Origin of the sequence: Pseudothioclava nitratireducens, assembly GCF_029210495.1 — a bacterium.
GTDB classification, from domain to species: domain Bacteria; phylum Pseudomonadota; class Alphaproteobacteria; order Rhodobacterales; family Rhodobacteraceae; genus Pseudothioclava; species Pseudothioclava nitratireducens.
In genome coordinates this window covers 22,869-37,131 of the sequence record NZ_JARGDK010000002.1, presented here as the reverse complement: position 1 = coordinate 37,131, position 14,263 = coordinate 22,869, and the positions used below count along the sequence as shown (strand labels likewise).

The 14,263-nt window shown below is 65.9% G+C and carries 15 protein-coding genes; 12 read left to right on the top strand and 3 right to left on the bottom strand.

The features are described from left to right. The first annotated feature begins 1 nt into the window (after position 1). Together P0X85_RS02395 and P0X85_RS02390 are read left to right on the top strand one after the other, a co-directional pair. Entirely contained in the window at positions 2 to 274 is a 273-nt protein-coding gene (locus P0X85_RS02395; protein WP_420851766.1) for a hypothetical protein, read from the top strand. Next, a complete protein-coding gene (locus P0X85_RS02390; protein ID WP_275807868.1) occupies positions 243 to 1,013 on the top strand; it encodes a hypothetical protein in 771 nt (256 codons plus the stop codon). The genes P0X85_RS02395 and P0X85_RS02390 overlap by 32 nt, the downstream gene beginning before the upstream one ends. 15 nt (positions 1,014 to 1,028) lie before the next feature. Here P0X85_RS02390 and eda read toward each other — a convergent pair whose 3' ends face one another. Next, on the bottom strand, positions 1,029 to 1,682 hold the full coding sequence (eda, locus tag P0X85_RS02385; protein ID WP_275807865.1) for a bifunctional 4-hydroxy-2-oxoglutarate aldolase/2-dehydro-3-deoxy-phosphogluconate aldolase: 654 nt from the start codon (positions 1,680 to 1,682) through the stop codon (positions 1,029 to 1,031). Between the two features lie 89 nt (positions 1,683 to 1,771). Then, positions 1,772 to 3,586: a phosphogluconate dehydratase gene (gene edd / locus P0X85_RS02380; RefSeq protein ID WP_275807862.1), complete on the bottom strand. Its 1,815-nt coding sequence runs from the start codon at positions 3,584 to 3,586 to the stop codon at positions 1,772 to 1,774. Positions 3,587 to 3,836: 250 nt separating this feature from the next. Between edd and P0X85_RS02375 the strand changes: the two genes are divergently transcribed. The 7 genes from P0X85_RS02375 to pgi all read left to right on the top strand — a co-directional run bounded on the left by P0X85_RS02375 (position 3,837) and on the right by pgi (position 10,730). Next, entirely contained in the window at positions 3,837 to 4,508 is a 672-nt protein-coding gene (locus P0X85_RS02375; RefSeq protein ID WP_275807859.1) for a DUF6778 family protein, read from the top strand. Positions 4,509 to 4,574: 66 nt separating this feature from the next. Then, positions 4,575 to 5,777, top strand: coding sequence for an RSP_2647 family RNA methyltransferase (locus P0X85_RS02370; protein ID WP_275807856.1), 1,203 nt, complete (start codon positions 4,575 to 4,577; stop codon positions 5,775 to 5,777). Next, complete coding sequence (locus P0X85_RS02365; protein WP_275807853.1) at positions 5,777 to 6,319, top strand: RSP_2648 family PIN domain-containing protein; 543 nt, start codon at positions 5,777 to 5,779, stop codon at positions 6,317 to 6,319. The genes P0X85_RS02370 and P0X85_RS02365 overlap by 1 nt, the downstream gene beginning before the upstream one ends. A gap of 43 nt (positions 6,320 to 6,362) precedes the next feature. Next, the gene (locus tag P0X85_RS02360; RefSeq protein ID WP_275807850.1) at positions 6,363 to 6,872 is read left to right on the top strand and encodes a DUF2478 domain-containing protein; all 510 of its coding nucleotides are present in this window, start codon (positions 6,363 to 6,365) and stop codon (positions 6,870 to 6,872) included. 104 nt (positions 6,873 to 6,976) lie between these two features. Beyond that, positions 6,977 to 8,449, top strand: coding sequence for a glucose-6-phosphate dehydrogenase (gene zwf, locus P0X85_RS02355; RefSeq protein ID WP_275807847.1), 1,473 nt, complete (start codon positions 6,977 to 6,979; stop codon positions 8,447 to 8,449). Then, complete coding sequence (gene pgl, locus P0X85_RS02350; protein ID WP_275807844.1) at positions 8,449 to 9,120, top strand: 6-phosphogluconolactonase; 672 nt, start codon at positions 8,449 to 8,451, stop codon at positions 9,118 to 9,120. The genes zwf and pgl overlap by 1 nt, the downstream gene beginning before the upstream one ends. Then, positions 9,117 to 10,730: a glucose-6-phosphate isomerase gene (gene pgi, locus P0X85_RS02345; protein WP_420851780.1), complete on the top strand. Its 1,614-nt coding sequence runs from the start codon at positions 9,117 to 9,119 to the stop codon at positions 10,728 to 10,730. The genes pgl and pgi overlap by 4 nt, the downstream gene beginning before the upstream one ends. 135 nt (positions 10,731 to 10,865) lie before the next feature. Here the strand turns inward: pgi and P0X85_RS02340 are convergent, their stop codons facing one another. Beyond that, positions 10,866 to 12,098 carry an MFS transporter gene (locus P0X85_RS02340; RefSeq protein ID WP_275807838.1) on the bottom strand — a complete coding sequence of 411 codons (1,233 nt, stop codon included), beginning with the start codon at positions 12,096 to 12,098 and terminating at the stop codon, positions 10,866 to 10,868. Between the two features lie 65 nt (positions 12,099 to 12,163). Between P0X85_RS02340 and P0X85_RS02335 the strand changes: the two genes are divergently transcribed. The 3 genes from P0X85_RS02335 (at position 12,164) to P0X85_RS02325 (ending at position 14,263) form a co-directional block, all read left to right on the top strand. Then, a complete protein-coding gene (locus tag P0X85_RS02335) occupies positions 12,164 to 12,796 on the top strand; it encodes a DNA-3-methyladenine glycosylase family protein (protein WP_275807834.1) in 633 nt (210 codons plus the stop codon). Next, on the top strand, positions 12,793 to 13,455 hold the full coding sequence (locus P0X85_RS02330) for an alpha/beta hydrolase (RefSeq protein WP_275807830.1): 663 nt from the start codon (positions 12,793 to 12,795) through the stop codon (positions 13,453 to 13,455). The genes P0X85_RS02335 and P0X85_RS02330 overlap by 4 nt, the downstream gene beginning before the upstream one ends. 208 nt (positions 13,456 to 13,663) lie before the next feature. Further along, a complete protein-coding gene (locus tag P0X85_RS02325) occupies positions 13,664 to 14,263 on the top strand; it encodes an HNH endonuclease (RefSeq protein WP_275807827.1) in 600 nt (199 codons plus the stop codon).

Genomic DNA, 14,263 nt, shown 5'->3' with positions numbered 1-14,263 from the left:
GATGATGGATTTGACCGTGGCGGACCCGAAAGGGCTCATCCGCGAGAGCTATCGGATCGAGGGGATCACCCCGGCGGAATGCCGTTCGATCTTCATGGATTGGGCGCTGAGCCTGCCCGCAGGCGCGGACCCGCATGAGGCGATGCGCGTGGTGCTGGCGCAGTATGGCACGGACGAGGCCCATCCGATGAGCGTGATCCTGACCGAAGGGCTGACGCGCCGCGCCGCTGGCGCAAGCCGCCGTGGCGGGCGTGCCGCGCGACTGGGGCCGTAACCGGTTGCGGGTCCTGTGGCACGGGCTGCTGGTGCTCGCACTGACGGCGCTCACGCAGCTTGGCGGGATCGCGTGGCTGGCCGCACTCCGCTTTCGTCGGCGCTTACTGGCCTTCATGGTTTTTTATACTCTGCTTGGGGGCCTCGCCGTTGTCGTCGCGCCGCACTGGGGGCGTCAGATGATCGGGTGCTGGCCCGGCAGCCTGATCGAGACGCGGGCGACGCTCTGCGCGCTCAACCGAAGCTACGGCACGCCCGTGCTGGCCTCGGTGCTGGCGGATCTCGCCCAAGCCCGCGCGGCCGAGGGCGACCGGATCGTCTTGCTCGACGCGGGCTTCCCGTTTCTTGATGGGTTTCCATTGCTGCCGCATCTGTCGCATGACGATGGCGAAAAGGCGGATCTTGCGCTGGCCTATGCCGACAGGGCGGGGACAGCTTTACCCGGCGCGACCCGCGCGCCGCTTGGCTATTTCGCTTTCGAACCGGGACCAAGCGACTGCCCGCCTCGACAGCTTACCATGCGCTGGGATCTGGACTGGCTGCAACCGCTCTGGCGTGATCTTGTCCTCGATGCCCCGCGCAGCGCGGCGCAGGTGGCATGGCTTCTGGACGATCCGCGCGTCGGCAAGGTCTTTCTGGAGCCGCATCTGCAAGAGCGCCTCGGCCTTGCGGACCCGAAGCTGCGGTTTCAGGGATGCCGCGCCGCGCGGCACGACGACCACATTCATTTTCAACTCTGAGACTGGCGCCGCGCCTCAGCCCTTGAAGCCCGACAGCGCCTCGACCGCCTCGCGCGCCAGTTGGGTGATGCCCGCCCAGTCGCCTGATTGGACCATCGCATCTGGCGCGACCCACGAGCCGCCGACGCACAGCGTATTGGCGAGCTTCAGGTAATCGGGGGCGTTCTTCAGGCTCACCCCGCCGGTGGGGCAAAAGCTGACTTGCGGCAACGGGCCTCCAAGCGATTTGAGCGCAGGCGCGCCGCCATTCGTTTCTGCCGGGAAGAACTTTTGCACTGTGTAGCCGCGTTCGAGGAGCGCCATCACCTCGGAGGCCGTCGCGGCCCCCGGCAGAAGGGGCAGCCCGGCTTCGGCGCAGGCTTCGAGCAGGCGCGGGGTCGCGCCCGGCGAGACGCCGAATTTCGCACCCGCCGCCTTGGCCGCCTTGACGTCCTCGGGGGTCAGAAGCGTGCCAGCACCGACCACGCCACCCTCGACCTCGGCCATGACGCGGATCGCATCGAGCGCGCAGTCGCTGCGCAGGGTAACCTCCAGCGCGGGCAGGCCCCCGGCCACCAGCGCCTCGGCCAGCGGGCGCGCATGGGCGATATCCTTAACGACGATCACCGGCACGACCGGTGCGAGCTGGCAAATCTGACGCGCGGCGGCGGATTGTTCTGCGGGGGTCACTGGCTCTCTCCTGAATAGCCTGCCGCGGAGGGGGGCGGGGCCTTGGCCCTGTCAGTCTGCCCCAAATATCCCCGCCGGAGGCAAGTTTCTCAATTCACGACCGAGGCCCCTTCGGTCGCCGGGCCGACCGTGCGCCGGAAGGTCTCGAACAGCTCGCGCCCGATCCCGTGACTATTGGCGCTCAGATCGGCGGTCACCGGGGTGCGTTCCGCAAAGCCCGGCGTCAGGCAGTCGAGCGTGCCCTTGACGGCGTCGAGCCGCACGATGTCGCCGTCTTGCAGAAGCGCGAGCGGGCCGCCATCGGCGGCTTCGGGGCAGACATGGATCGCGGCGGGCACCTTGCCGCTCGCCCCGGACATGCGCCCGTCGGTGACCAGCGCGACCTTGAGGCCGCGATCTTGCAGCACCGAAAGGGTGGGGGTCAGCGAATGCAGTTCCGGCATCCCGTTCGCCTTGGGTCCCTGGAAGCGCACGATCACCACCGTGTCCGAGGTGAACTCGCCGCGCTGGAAGGCCGCCTTGACCTCGGACTGATCGTGGAAGATGCGGGCCGGGGCCTCGATCACATGGCGCTCGGGGGCGACCGCCGAGACCTTGATCACGCCGCGCCCGAGCGAGCCGTCGAGCTGCTTGAGCCCGCCGGTCGGTGCAAAGGCATCGGTGCAGGGGCGCAGGATACGGTCGTTGAGGCTCTCTTCCGGTCCATCGACCCAGGTCAGCGCGCCCTCGATCAGTTTCGGCTCCTGCGCATAGGCGGTCAGACCGTCGCCCATCACGGTCTTGGCGTCCGCATGAAGCAGCCCCGCGCGCAGCAGGTGGCGGATCATGAATTGCAGCCCGCCTGCGGCGTGGAAATGGTTCACATCGGCCAGACCGTTCGGATAGACCTTTGCCATGAGCGGCACGACCGAAGAAATCTCGTCGAAATCGGCGAGGTCCAGTTCGATCCCCGCCGCGCGGGCCATCGCGGGCAGGTGCAGCACGAGGTTGGTCGAGCCACCGGTCGCCATCAGGCCCACAAGCCCGTTCACAAAGGCCCGCTCGTCGAGGATCTCGCCCGCGGGGCGGTAATCATTGCCAAGCGCGGTGATCTCGGCGGCTCGTTTTGCGGCGCGCACAGTGAGCGCATCGCGCAACGCGCTGCCCGGATTGACAAAGCTCGCCCCCGGAAGGTGAAGACCCATGAACTCCATCAGCATCTGGTTGGTATTGGCCGTGCCGTAGAAGGTGCAGGTGCCCGGCCCGTGATAAGAGGCCATCTCGGCCTCCATCAGCTTGTCGCGCCCGACCTCGCCGGTGGCGAATTGCTGGCGCACTTTGGCTTTCTCGTCGTTCGGCAGGCCCGAGGTCATTGGCCCTGCGGGCACGAAGATCGCGGGCACATGGCCAAAGGTCGCCGCCGCCATGATCAGCCCCGGCACGATCTTGTCGCACACGCCCAGATAAAGCGCGCCGTCAAAGGTGTTGTGACTCATGGCGACGCCGGCGGCCAGCGCGATCACATCGCGCGAGAAGAGCGACAGTTCCATTCCGGCCTGGCCTTGGGTCACGCCATCGCACATGGCAGGCACCCCGCCCGCAACCTGCGCCGTGGCGCCGATATCGCGCAGCGCGGCCTTGATCTGCTGGGGGTAGGTCTCGTAGGGCTGGTGCGCAGAGAGCATGTCGTTATAGGCGGTCACGATCCCGATATTGGGCGCGCGCCCTTCTGCGAGGCTGGCCTTGTCCGCGCCCATCGCGGCATAGGCGTGGGCTTGGTTTCCGCAAGACAGATGCGCGCGGGCCGGGCCAGCGTCAGCGGCGGCGCGCATCCGCGCGAGATAGTCGTCGCGGCGCCCCTTGGACCGGGTGCGGATACGCTCGGTCACGCGGGCGATTGTGTCGTGAAGCGGTTGGTCGGTCATCTTGGCCCCTTCGGATCGTCGCGGCGCGCGACAATGCGGATTTGCGCGTTCTATAGAGCGTTAGCGCTAACAATGCAACAGGCCTTCCGATCCTGCCAGTATGCGGTTTTTACATGAATACTGCGCCTCAAGCAGATGGTACGGCAAGGCAATTTCCTTCAAAATGCACATTGATTAACCAGCTTTCGCCACAATTGCCGACGATATTTTAACGCGAAATTCATCACGTCCAAGGATTTGGAGTGTTACCATGACATACCTGCGCCTTATCGCTGTTGCAGCAATCTCCGTGCTGCTGGCCGGTTGTGCGGACACGATGCCGGCCTCGCGTTCGGCGACGCCCGAGGCGCCTCTGGGCGCGTTAAATGCCGAACAGGCGACGCCCGGCGTCGAGACTGTGAAGATTGTTCCGCGCTACAATATCAAGGCGATCTCGGTGGTTGCGCCGCGCACGCTCAGAGTCTCCGAGGCTAATCTCATCAAGCCGGTGGCCGATATCGTCTGGCGTGGCGATCCCAAGGGCGACCGTTACACGCAGGTCGAGGCGATCATTGCGGACGCAGCCGGGCAGGCGACGGCGCGCATGGGGAAAGGCCGTGCGGCTTTGCTCGACCTCGAGGTTACGCGCTTCCATGCGCTCACCGAAAAGGCGCGCTATGTGCTGCCGTTCGGAGGCGAGTTCGAGATCGGGCTGATTGTCACGCTGCGTGATGCCAAGACCGGGGCGCTGATTGACGGCCCGCGCGAGATTGCCCGCGACGTGGCGGCCTCGACGGGCAAACATGCGATTGAGGAAGAGGCCAAGGGCTACACCGAGAAGAAGGCCGTCACCGAGGCGGCATTTCAGCTCTTGCGCGACGAGTTGGTGCGGCCCGTCATGGTTGGTGCAGAGGCTCAGCCAGAAAAGCCGGTCGTGCGCTGAGCCTTTCGCGCCAGTGAAAATCACGATAGAGGAGGCGGTAACGCCTCCTTTTTTCATGGAAAACCGATGTCTGAACCTCTTTCGAGCCGCCCCGTCGTGCGACTGCGCCCCAAGGCCGAGGCCCGTGCGATCCGTCACGGGTTTCCGTGGGTGTTTGCCGATGAACTGGTGACAGACCGGCGCACGAAAGGGATGGCGCCGGGTGCGATTGCAACGCTCGAGGATGGCGAGCGTCGTCCGCTGGCCACGGTCACGGTCAATTCGAATTCCAAGATCATCGCGCGCGTTCTGGACCGCAATCCCGAAGCCGAGATCACCCGTGACTGGCTCGAATGCCGGTTGGCCCGTGCGCTGGAGCTGCGCGCACGTCTCTTTGATCAACCGTTCTATCGTCTTGTTCATGCCGAAGCCGACGGGCTGCCCGGCGTCATCATCGACCGGTTCGGCGATGTGGCGGTGATTCAGCCCAACGCGGCTTGGGCCGAGGCGATGATCGACGACCTTGCGGCAGCGCTTGTGGCCGTGACGGGTGTGGGTACCGTCATCAAGAACGGCTCTGGCCGGGCGCGAGGTCTTGAGGGGCTGCCCGAAGAGACTGTGCTGATGCAAGGCGCGGTCGATGGACCGATCCCGGTTCCGATGAACGGCGCGACGTATATGGCGGACGTGTTGGGCGGGCAGAAGACCGGGCTCTTCTTCGATCAGCGTCCGAACCACGCCTTTGCCGCGCGACTGGCCAAGGGTGCGCGGGTGCTGGATGTGTTCTCGCATGTCGGGGGCTTTGCGCTGGCCGCTCTGGCCGGGGGCGCGGAGACCGCGCTTTCGGTCGATGCGTCGGCGGCGGCCCTCGATCTGGCGATCCAAGGGGCCGAGGCGATGGGCGCGGGTGCGCGGTTCTCGACCCGGCAGGGCGATGCCTTTGCCACGCTTGAGGCGCTGGGCGCGGAGGGCGCGCAGTTCGATCTGGTGATCTGCGATCCGCCCGCTTTCGCGCCCGCCAAGCCTGCGCTTCAGGCCGGTCTGCGTGCCTATGAGCGCGTCGCGCGGCTCGCTGCCCCTCTGGTCGCGCCCGGCGGGTATCTGGTTCTGTGCTCATGCAGCCATGCGGCGGACCTGACGCAATTCCGCAATGCCTCGGCGCGCGGGATCGGGCGTGGCGGGCGGCGTTCGCAGCTTTTGCACACGGGCTATGCGGGGCCGGATCATCCGACGCTGCCGCAACTGGCCGAGTCGGGCTATCTCAAGTCGCTCTTCTTCCGGCTCGATTGATGAAGGTTCTGCTCGACGCCTGCGTGCTCTATCCCACCGTGCTGCGTGAGATCCTGATCGGTGCGGCCCGCGCGGGGGCTTACACGCCGCTTTGGTCCGAGCGCATCCTCGAAGAATGGGCGCGGGCGGCGGCACGGCTCTCGCCCCCGGATGAGGCCATCGCGCGCGGGGAGATCGCGCTATTGCAGGCCGAATTCCCCAAGGCCAGCGTGGCCCCGCGTCCGGGGCTCGAGGCGCGGCTGCACCTGCCCGACGAGAACGATATTCATGTGCTCGCGGCGGCGATCGCGGGCGGTGCGGATGCGATCGTGACGATGAACGCCGCCGATTTCCCGCGCGGGGTGCTCGCGGGTGAGGGGCTGGAGCGGCGCGACCCGGACGGGTTTCTGTGGCAGCTCTGGTCGGACGACCCCCAGCGCATCGCGCCGGTGGTCGAGGCGGTGCGGGCCAAGGCCGAGGCGCTCTCCGGGCAGCCCCAGCCCATGCGCGCGCTTCTCAAACGCGCCCGCCTGCCGCGGCTGGGCAAGGCGCTGGCCGGTTGACCCGGGGCGCCGGGCGCGCCATAGCTCCGATCCGGAGGGTAGCATGATCGGCTTCATCACGTGCAGCGAGAAAGGTGTGGCGGACCGGCTCTTGGCCGATCTGGCCGAAACCCTGCGCGCCGATGGGTGCCCGGTCGTGGCGCTGGTGCGCGCCGACGTGCCCGCGCGGTTTGAATGCGAGATGCATTTGCGCCTTTTGCCCGACGACCGGGTGGTCACGATCTCGCAAGAGCTGGGCGCAGGCGCGGACGCCTGCACGCTTGATGCTGGCGCGCTGGAAATGGCCGTGGCCGCGACGGAGGCCCGTATCTCGGAGGCCCCGGAGGGCGCCGTTCTGATCCTCAACAAGTTCGGCAAGCAAGAAGCCGCCGGGCGTGGCGTTCGCGGGCTGATCGGGCAGGGACTGGAGGCGGGGATGCGGGTCGTCCTCTCGGCGCCGCCCGAGACGCGCGCCGATTTTCTCGCCTTTGCTGGCGAGATGGCCGAGGAACTGCGCGCAGATGCCGGGACTTTGCGCGCCTTTGCCACGCAAGCGACGGTGTCGGTCGGATAACCGCCCGCACTCTTTGCCCTGTCACAATCGAATGCTAGACTTTAGTTCCGCGCGCGGCTAGAAGGCGGTCAAGCTGAGCGTTAGCGCTAACAACGGAGCATCCCATGGTCTCGCGCGTCATTCCCGTTGACCCTTTCGATCTGGTGATTTTCGGAGCCACCGGTGATCTTGCGACCCGCAAGATCCTGCCCGGTCTCTATCGCCGGTTCTTCGCGGGGCAAATCCCGGAAGGCTCGAAAATCGTGGGTGCGGCCCGCACCGCGCAAGATAGCGATGCGTTTCGCGCGCAGGTCCGTGCCGCGATCGAAGAGTTCGTGGGGGCGGCAAAGCGCGATCCCGCGCAGATCGAGGCGTTCCTGAGTATCGTCGATTATGTCGCTGTGGATGCGATGGGCGATGACGGTTGGGCCGCGCTTGCGCAGAAGCTCCGCGATGGGCGCGTGCATGCGTTCTATTTCTCGGTGGCGCCCTCGCTGTTCGGGGCTTTGGCCGAGCGGCTGCACAGCTACAAGATGGCGGGGCCCGAGGCGCGTATCGTCGTCGAGAAACCGTTTGGGCGCGACTTGGCTTCGGCGCGGGCGCTCAACGCGACGCTGGCCGAGCATTTCGACGAGCATCAGATTTACCGGATCGACCATTATCTGGGCAAGGAGACGGTCCAGAACCTGATGGCGGTGCGTTTCGCCAACATCCTGTTCGAACCGCTCTGGAACAGCCAGTATATCGACCATGTGCAAATCACAGTGGCTGAAACGGTGGGCGTGGGCGGTCGCGGGTCCTATTATGACAAGTCGGGCGCGATGCGCGACATGGTCCAGAACCACCTGATGCAGCTTCTCTGCCTGATCGCGATGGAGCCGCCCTATCACTTCGACCCGGATGCGGTGCGCGATGAAAAGCTCAAGGTGATCCGCGCGCTCCAGCCGGTGAACAGCTCGGATATCGTGCGCGGGCAATATCTGGCGCAAGCGCGCGGTGACTGCGATACCCCGCTGCCCGGCTATATCGAGGATTCCGAGAACCCGCAGTCCAAAACCGAGAGCTATATCGCGCTCAAGGCCCATGTCGCCAACTGGCGCTGGCAGGGGACGCCGTTCTATTTGCGCACCGGCAAGCGGCTGCGCGCGCGGACCTCGGAAATCGCGATAACCTTCAAGCAGCCCCCGCATTCGATCTTTGACGAGAACGAGTCCGAATGGCGTGAGAACGTGCTGGTGATCCGGCTGCAACCGAATGAGGGGATGAACCTCAAGGTGATGATCAAGGAGCCGGGGCCGGGCGGTATGCGCCTTGTGCAGGTGCCGCTCGACATGTCCTTCGCGGAAGCGCTGGGCGAGGATGGGGCCGATATTCCGGACGCTTACGAGCGGCTCATCATGGATGTGATCCGGGGCAACCAGACGCTCTTCATGCGTGGCGACGAGGTCGAGGCCGCCTGGGCCTGGACCGATCCGATCATCGCGGGCTGGGAAGCGCGGGGCGACAAGCCTGCGAGCTATGACAGCGGCTCCTCGGGGCCGGAGGACGCGCTGATGCTCATGCATCGGGACGGGCGGCGCTGGCGGGAGATCCGTTGATGGAGTTTCGCACCTATCCCGACCGCGAGATGCTGATGATCGATCTGGCGGATCGGATCGCATCGGAGCTGCGCGCGGCTTTGGCGCAGAACGGGCGGGCGACGCTGTCGGTGCCGGGGGGAACCACGCCGGGGCCGATCTTCGATATTCTCTCGGGGCTTGATCTGGATTGGGCGAATGTCGCGGTCATGCTGAATGACGAGCGCTGGGTGCCCGAGGACAGCCCGCGTTCGAACACGCGCCTTCTGCGTGAGCGGCTGCTGCGCGACAAGGCGGCGGCGGCGACCCTTGTGCCACTTTACGCCGATGCGCCGCGCCCCGAGGATCGCATGGATGCGCTGGCCGAGGGCATCACGCCGCATCTGCCGATCGACGTGCTGCTTCTGGGGATGGGCGCGGATATGCACACGGCCTCGCTCTTTCCCGGCGCCGACCGGCTGGAAGAGGCCCTGTCCGACGACGCCCCGATCCTGTTGCCAATGCGGGCCGAGGCCGCGGGCGAGCCGCGTATCACGCTTTCGGCTCCGATCCTGCGCGATGCGATGAACATTCACATCCTGATTACCGGAAGCGAAAAACGCGCCGCACTCGAACGCGCCGAACACCTCCCCGAGACCGAAGCGCCGGTGCGTGCGCTCCTCAAATCCGCAACGATTCACTGGGCTGACTGATGACGATCTGGAACAAGCTGTCGGCGCAGGCCGAGGCGGTGCGTAATCGCCCGCTGCTGGAGCTTTTTGAAATCGAAGCCCGGGCGGGGTCCTTCAGCGCCGAGGCCGGGGGGCTGCTGTTTGACTACTCGAAGACCAATATCGATGCGGAAACCCGAGATCTGCTGATCGCGCTGGCCGAAGAGCGCGGTGTTGCCGCCAGGCGCGAGGCGATGTTCACGGGCGCGAAGATCAACGAGACCGAGGGGCGCGCGGTCTTGCATACGGCGCTGCGCAATCTCGACGGCTCGGTGCTGGTCGACGGGGCAGATGTGATGCCTGCGGTGCGCGAGACGCACGCCCGGATGGTGGCCTTCGCCCATGATCTGCGCGCTGGGCGTTTCACGGGGCAGGGCGGCGCGATTACCGATGTGGTCAATATCGGCATCGGCGGTTCCGATCTCGGCCCGGCGATGGCGGTTCTTGCGCTCGCGCCCTATCACGACGGGCCGCGCTGCCATTTCGTCTCGAATGTGGACGGGGCGCATATCCATGACATTCTGGCCGGGTTGAACCCCGCGACCACGCTGGTGATCGTGGCGTCCAAGACCTTCACCACGATCGAGACCATGACCAACGCGGAAACCGCGCGGCGCTGGATGGCGACGAAAGTCTCCGACCCGGCGGCGCAGTTCGCGGCGCTTTCGACGGCGGGCGACAAGACTGCGGCCTTTGGCATCGACCCCTCGCGCGTCTTCGGTTTCGAGGATTGGGTTGGCGGGCGCTACTCGATGTGGGGGCCGATCGGGCTCTCTCTGATGCTGGCGGTGGGTCCCGAGACGTTCGACCGGATGTTGGCCGGGGCCGCGGCGATGGACCGCCATTTCCGCACGGCCCCCTTCGCGCAGAACCTGCCCGTTCTGCTGGCGCTCGTCGGCATCTGGCACAATCAGTTCTGCGGCTATGCGACCCGCGCCGTGCTGCCCTATGAGCAGCGCCTCGCACGGCTCCCCGCCTATTTGCAACAGCTCGAGATGGAATCGAACGGCAAGCGGGTCTCGATGGATGGCGCAGATCTGTCCTACCATTCCGGGCCGGTTGTCTGGGGAGAGCCCGGCACGAATGGCCAGCACGCCTTTTATCAGTTGATCCATCAGGGGACGCGGGTGATCCCGTGCGAATTCATGGTCGGCGCCGAAGGGCACGAGCCCGATCTGGCGCATCAGCACCTGCTGCTCGTCGCCAATTGCCTCGCGCAGTCCGAGGCGCTGATGCGGGGCCGTTCGCTCGATGAGGCGCGCGAGATCATGCGTGCCAAGGGGCTCGAAGGCGCCGAGCTCGAACGTCAGGCGCGTCACCGGGTCTTCCCCGGCTCGCGCCCTTCGACCACGCTCCTCTATCCCAAACTGACGCCCGAAACCTTCGGGGCCATCGTCGCGCTCTACGAGCACCGGGTCTTTGTCGAAGGTGTGATCCTTGGGATCAACAGCTTCGACCAGTGGGGCGTGGAACTGGGCAAGGAACTCGCGCTCGCGCTGGCGCCGGTGCTCGACGGAAGCTCGGATGGTGCGGGCAAGGATGGGTCCACGCTGCGGCTGGCCGCGCGGTTCCGTGCCGCGCAAGGGGGGTGACGGCGGGCAGGGGGCGCTACCCCCTCGTTGCGTGCCGACACTTCACCCTTGGAGTATTTGGGTTTTATGAAAACCTGACTTTCCACCGAACCGGAAATACTCCGGCGCGCGCGCATCAATGCGGGGGGCGTCCCCTCAGCGGGTCTCACGCGGTCGCATCACCAGCCAGATCAGCGCGCCGCCCGCGAGCACGAGGAAGGGCAGCATGGCGAGGTTGACCGCCTGCCAGCCAGCTTCGGCGGTGCCTGCCGAGGAGCAGTTCATCAACCCGCCCGAAGAGAGCGATGCGAGGAAAACGCCGCCGAACACCACGAAGTCGTTCATGCCTTGCACATGGCCGCGCTCGTCCGGGCTATGGGCCGAGGCGAGCATCGCGGTCGAGCCGATAAATCCGAAGTTCCAGCCGACACCCAACAAGATCAGCGCGACGTAGAATTGCTCGAGATCGACCCCGGTCAGCGCCACCGCGCCAGAGGCCGCGAGGATCACAAGGCCCACGCCCACGATGACTTCACGCCCGAAGCGCGCGATCAGGTGGCCGGTGAAGAAGCTGGGCAGATACATCGCCAGCACATGGGCCGAGACGATATTGGCCGCGTCGCCCTCGTCGAAGCCGCATCCGACGACGGCAAGCGGCGTCGAGGTCATCACGAGGTTCATCAGCGCGTAGGACACCATCCCGCAGATCATCGCCACCGCGATCACCGGGTCTTTGAGGAGCTCACGCCGGGTGCGGCCCGGATGAGCAGTGCCCTTGGCGCGGCGGCCGGGGGCCGGGATTTTCAGGAAAGCGAACAGGATCGGGCCGAGCAGGTTCAGCCCGATGATCGCCAGATAGGTCGCCATGAAGGGTACGACCATCGCCTGCGAGGTGAGTTTCACCAGTTGCGGGCCGATAATGGCCGCCGCGAGCCCGCCCGCCATGACGTAGGAGATCGCCTTTGGCTGGAACTCTGGCGCGACCCCGTCGGTCGCGGCGAAGCGGTAGAAGCCTTGCGCAGACATGTAGATGCCGGTCAGGAACGAACCCACCATGAACATCCCGAAAGAGCCGACATAGAGCGCGCGCGCCGCGATGCCCGCGCCGATCGCCCCGGCCGCCACGGCGAGAATGAAGCCCGCACGCCGACCATAAGCCGACATGAATTCGGAGAGCGGCTGTGCCGAGAGCACCGAGCCCAGCACGATGAGCGACAAGGGCAGGGTCGAGAAGCACGGGTTCGAGGCCAGCGACTGGCCGGCCAGCCCGCCCACGGTGAAAATCATCGACATCTGTGCGCCCAGCACCGCCTGTGCCAGCACGAGAACGATCACGTTGCGCCAAGGCGATTGCGGGCGCTCTTGCGGGAGGTCGATGGTTTCACTCATGGGCAAACCCCTAACCGCGCGCGCGGGGGCTGGCAAGCGTCTCGCGATTGGGGCAGGGTGGCCGAATGGTGGGACGGATCATCGCATGTGAGGCGGATATCGCCGAAGGGGCCGACTGGCTGGCACGGGCAGAGCCGCGCTTTGCCGAGGCGCTCGTCTGCACCGGGCCTTGGCCTTTGCGCCGGCGCGAGGATGGATTCGCGGCGCTGCGGGATGCAATCATTGGCCAGCAGGTCTCGGTTGCCTCGGCCAATGCGATCCGGGGGCGGGTGCTGGCGGCGGGCTTTGCAGGGCCGGAGCCGATTGCTGCCGCCCCGGAAGAGGCATTGCGGGCCTGCGGCCTGTCGCGCCAGAAGATTCGTTACTTGCAGGCGCTCTCTGTCTCGGGCGTCGATTTCGAGGGGCTGCGCGCTCTGCCCGATGAAGAGGTGATCGCGCAATTGCTGCCGATCCCCGGCATCGGTCGCTGGACGGTCGAGATGTATCTTATCTTCGCTCTGGGGCGCGCGGACGTCTTCGCGGTCGATGACCTCGCTCTGGCCGAGGGCGCGCGGATGCTTTTTGACCTGCCAGAACGCCCCAAACGCAAGGAATTCAACGCCTTGTCCGCAAGCTGGTCGCCTTGGCGGGCGGTTGCGGCGCGCGGGCTTTGGGCCTATTACGCCTATCGGAAAAACAGGGAAGGGGTCGCGCCATGACACGCAAGCTGGAGGCCGGGCAAAAGGGCCCGAAATCGGGAAACCTGAAATCGGCGGTTGTGTTCCTGCATGGCTATGGCGCGGACGGGGCCGATCTTCTGGGGCTGGCCGACCCGCTGGCCCCGCATCTGCCCGATACGCTTTTTCTTGCGCCGGATGCGCCCGAGCCTTGTGCGGGCAACCCGTTCGGGCGGCAGTGGTTCCCGATCCCGTGGCTCGACGGGTCGAGCGAAGAGGCGGCGGCTGAAGGGATGGCGCGCGCGGCAGTGGATCTCAATGCATTTCTTGACGAGGTGCTGGCCGATAACGGTCTGACGCCCGCGCAGCTTGCGGTGATCGGCTTCTCGCAAGGCACGATGATGGCGCTTGAGGTGCTCCCGCGCCGGGCTGAGCCGGTGGCGGGCGTGGTGGCGTTCTCCGGGCGGCTTCTGCGGCCCGAGGCGCTGGCTGCCGAGGCGGTCTCGAAGCCCCCTGTGCTGCTGGTTCATGGCGACGCCGACCCGGTCGTGCCTTTCGCGGATATGGGGCTTGCGGGTGATACGCTGGTCGCGGCAGGGTTCGAAACCTATGGCCATGTCATGCAAGGCACGGGCCATGGCATCGCGCCCGATGGGCTCTCAGTGGCGCTGCAATTCCTCAAGGAACGCCTGCCGGGCTAAGGCGTCACCGCGCGTCAAATCCGTCACAGAACCGTCATGTCCCGGTCGTGCCTCTGTCGCGGGCCGGTGCGAGATATGCTGCATGGCGGCATTTCCCAGATCGGGGGGCTTGTCAGAGCGCAAACGCCATATATAGTTAACCTATGGCAGGGGCGGTTCCCCCGCCCCTGGCCCACGGATCGGGCTGAGGGTGAGGACGGAGTCACGCATGCTGGACCACCATGAGACGACGGATTTCCGAACGCATTTCGTGCGCGACCCGGCAGCGCTCAGACGCTTCCCGGCGTTGGTGCTGAACGCGGATTTCCGGCCACTAAGTTATTACCCCTTGTCGCTTTGGCCCTGGCAGGAGGCGATCAAGGCGGTCTTCCTCGACCGGGTGACGATCCTCGCCGAGTATGACGAGGTGGTGCGCTCCCAGCGGGAAGCCATCAAAATCCCCTCGGTCGTCGTCCTCAAAGAATTCATCCGACCCCAGAAGCGCGTGGCCTTCACGCGCTTCAATCTTTTTCTGCGGGACGAATTCAAATGCCAGTATTGCGGCTCGAAGGGAGATCTGACCTTCGACCATGTGATCCCGCGCTCGCGGGGCGGTATCACAAGCTGGGAGAACGTGGTCGCGGCCTGCGCGCCGTGCAACCTGCGCAAGGCGAACAAGCAGCTGGACCGCTCGGGGCTGCGGTTGCGTAAGCCCGCGCGTCAGCCTTCGCCCGAGGAAATGCACGCGCTCGGACGGCGCTTCCCGCCCGGCCACCTGCATGAAAGCTGGATGGATTTTCTCTATTGGGATGCGGAACTGGAGGCTTGA

What these genes read in the sequence shown, in the direction of transcription:
- P0X85_RS02375 (WP_275807859.1), top strand. Translation starts at nt 3,837, where the DNA reads ATGACATACCTGCGCCTTATCGCTGTTGCAGCAATCTCCGTGCTGCTG.
- zwf (WP_275807847.1), top strand. Translation starts at nt 6,977, where the DNA reads ATGGTCTCGCGCGTCATTCCCGTTGACCCTTTCGATCTGGTGATTTTC.
- pgl (WP_275807844.1), top strand. Translation starts at nt 8,449, where the DNA reads ATGGAGTTTCGCACCTATCCCGACCGCGAGATGCTGATGATCGATCTG.
- P0X85_RS02395 (WP_420851766.1), top strand. Translation starts at nt 2, where the DNA reads ATGATGGATTTGACCGTGGCGGACCCGAAAGGGCTCATCCGCGAGAGC.
- P0X85_RS02330 (WP_275807830.1), top strand. Translation starts at nt 12,793, where the DNA reads ATGACACGCAAGCTGGAGGCCGGGCAAAAGGGCCCGAAATCGGGAAAC.
- P0X85_RS02365 (WP_275807853.1), top strand. Translation starts at nt 5,777, where the DNA reads ATGAAGGTTCTGCTCGACGCCTGCGTGCTCTATCCCACCGTGCTGCGT.
- P0X85_RS02370 (WP_275807856.1), top strand. Translation starts at nt 4,575, where the DNA reads ATGTCTGAACCTCTTTCGAGCCGCCCCGTCGTGCGACTGCGCCCCAAG.
- P0X85_RS02360 (WP_275807850.1), top strand. Translation starts at nt 6,363, where the DNA reads ATGATCGGCTTCATCACGTGCAGCGAGAAAGGTGTGGCGGACCGGCTC.
- edd (WP_275807862.1), bottom strand. Translation starts at nt 3,586, where the DNA reads ATGACCGACCAACCGCTTCACGACACAATCGCCCGCGTGACCGAGCGT.
- P0X85_RS02325 (WP_275807827.1), top strand. Translation starts at nt 13,664, where the DNA reads ATGCTGGACCACCATGAGACGACGGATTTCCGAACGCATTTCGTGCGC.
- P0X85_RS02335 (WP_275807834.1), top strand. Translation starts at nt 12,164, where the DNA reads ATGGTGGGACGGATCATCGCATGTGAGGCGGATATCGCCGAAGGGGCC.
- P0X85_RS02340 (WP_275807838.1), bottom strand. Translation starts at nt 12,098, where the DNA reads ATGAGTGAAACCATCGACCTCCCGCAAGAGCGCCCGCAATCGCCTTGG.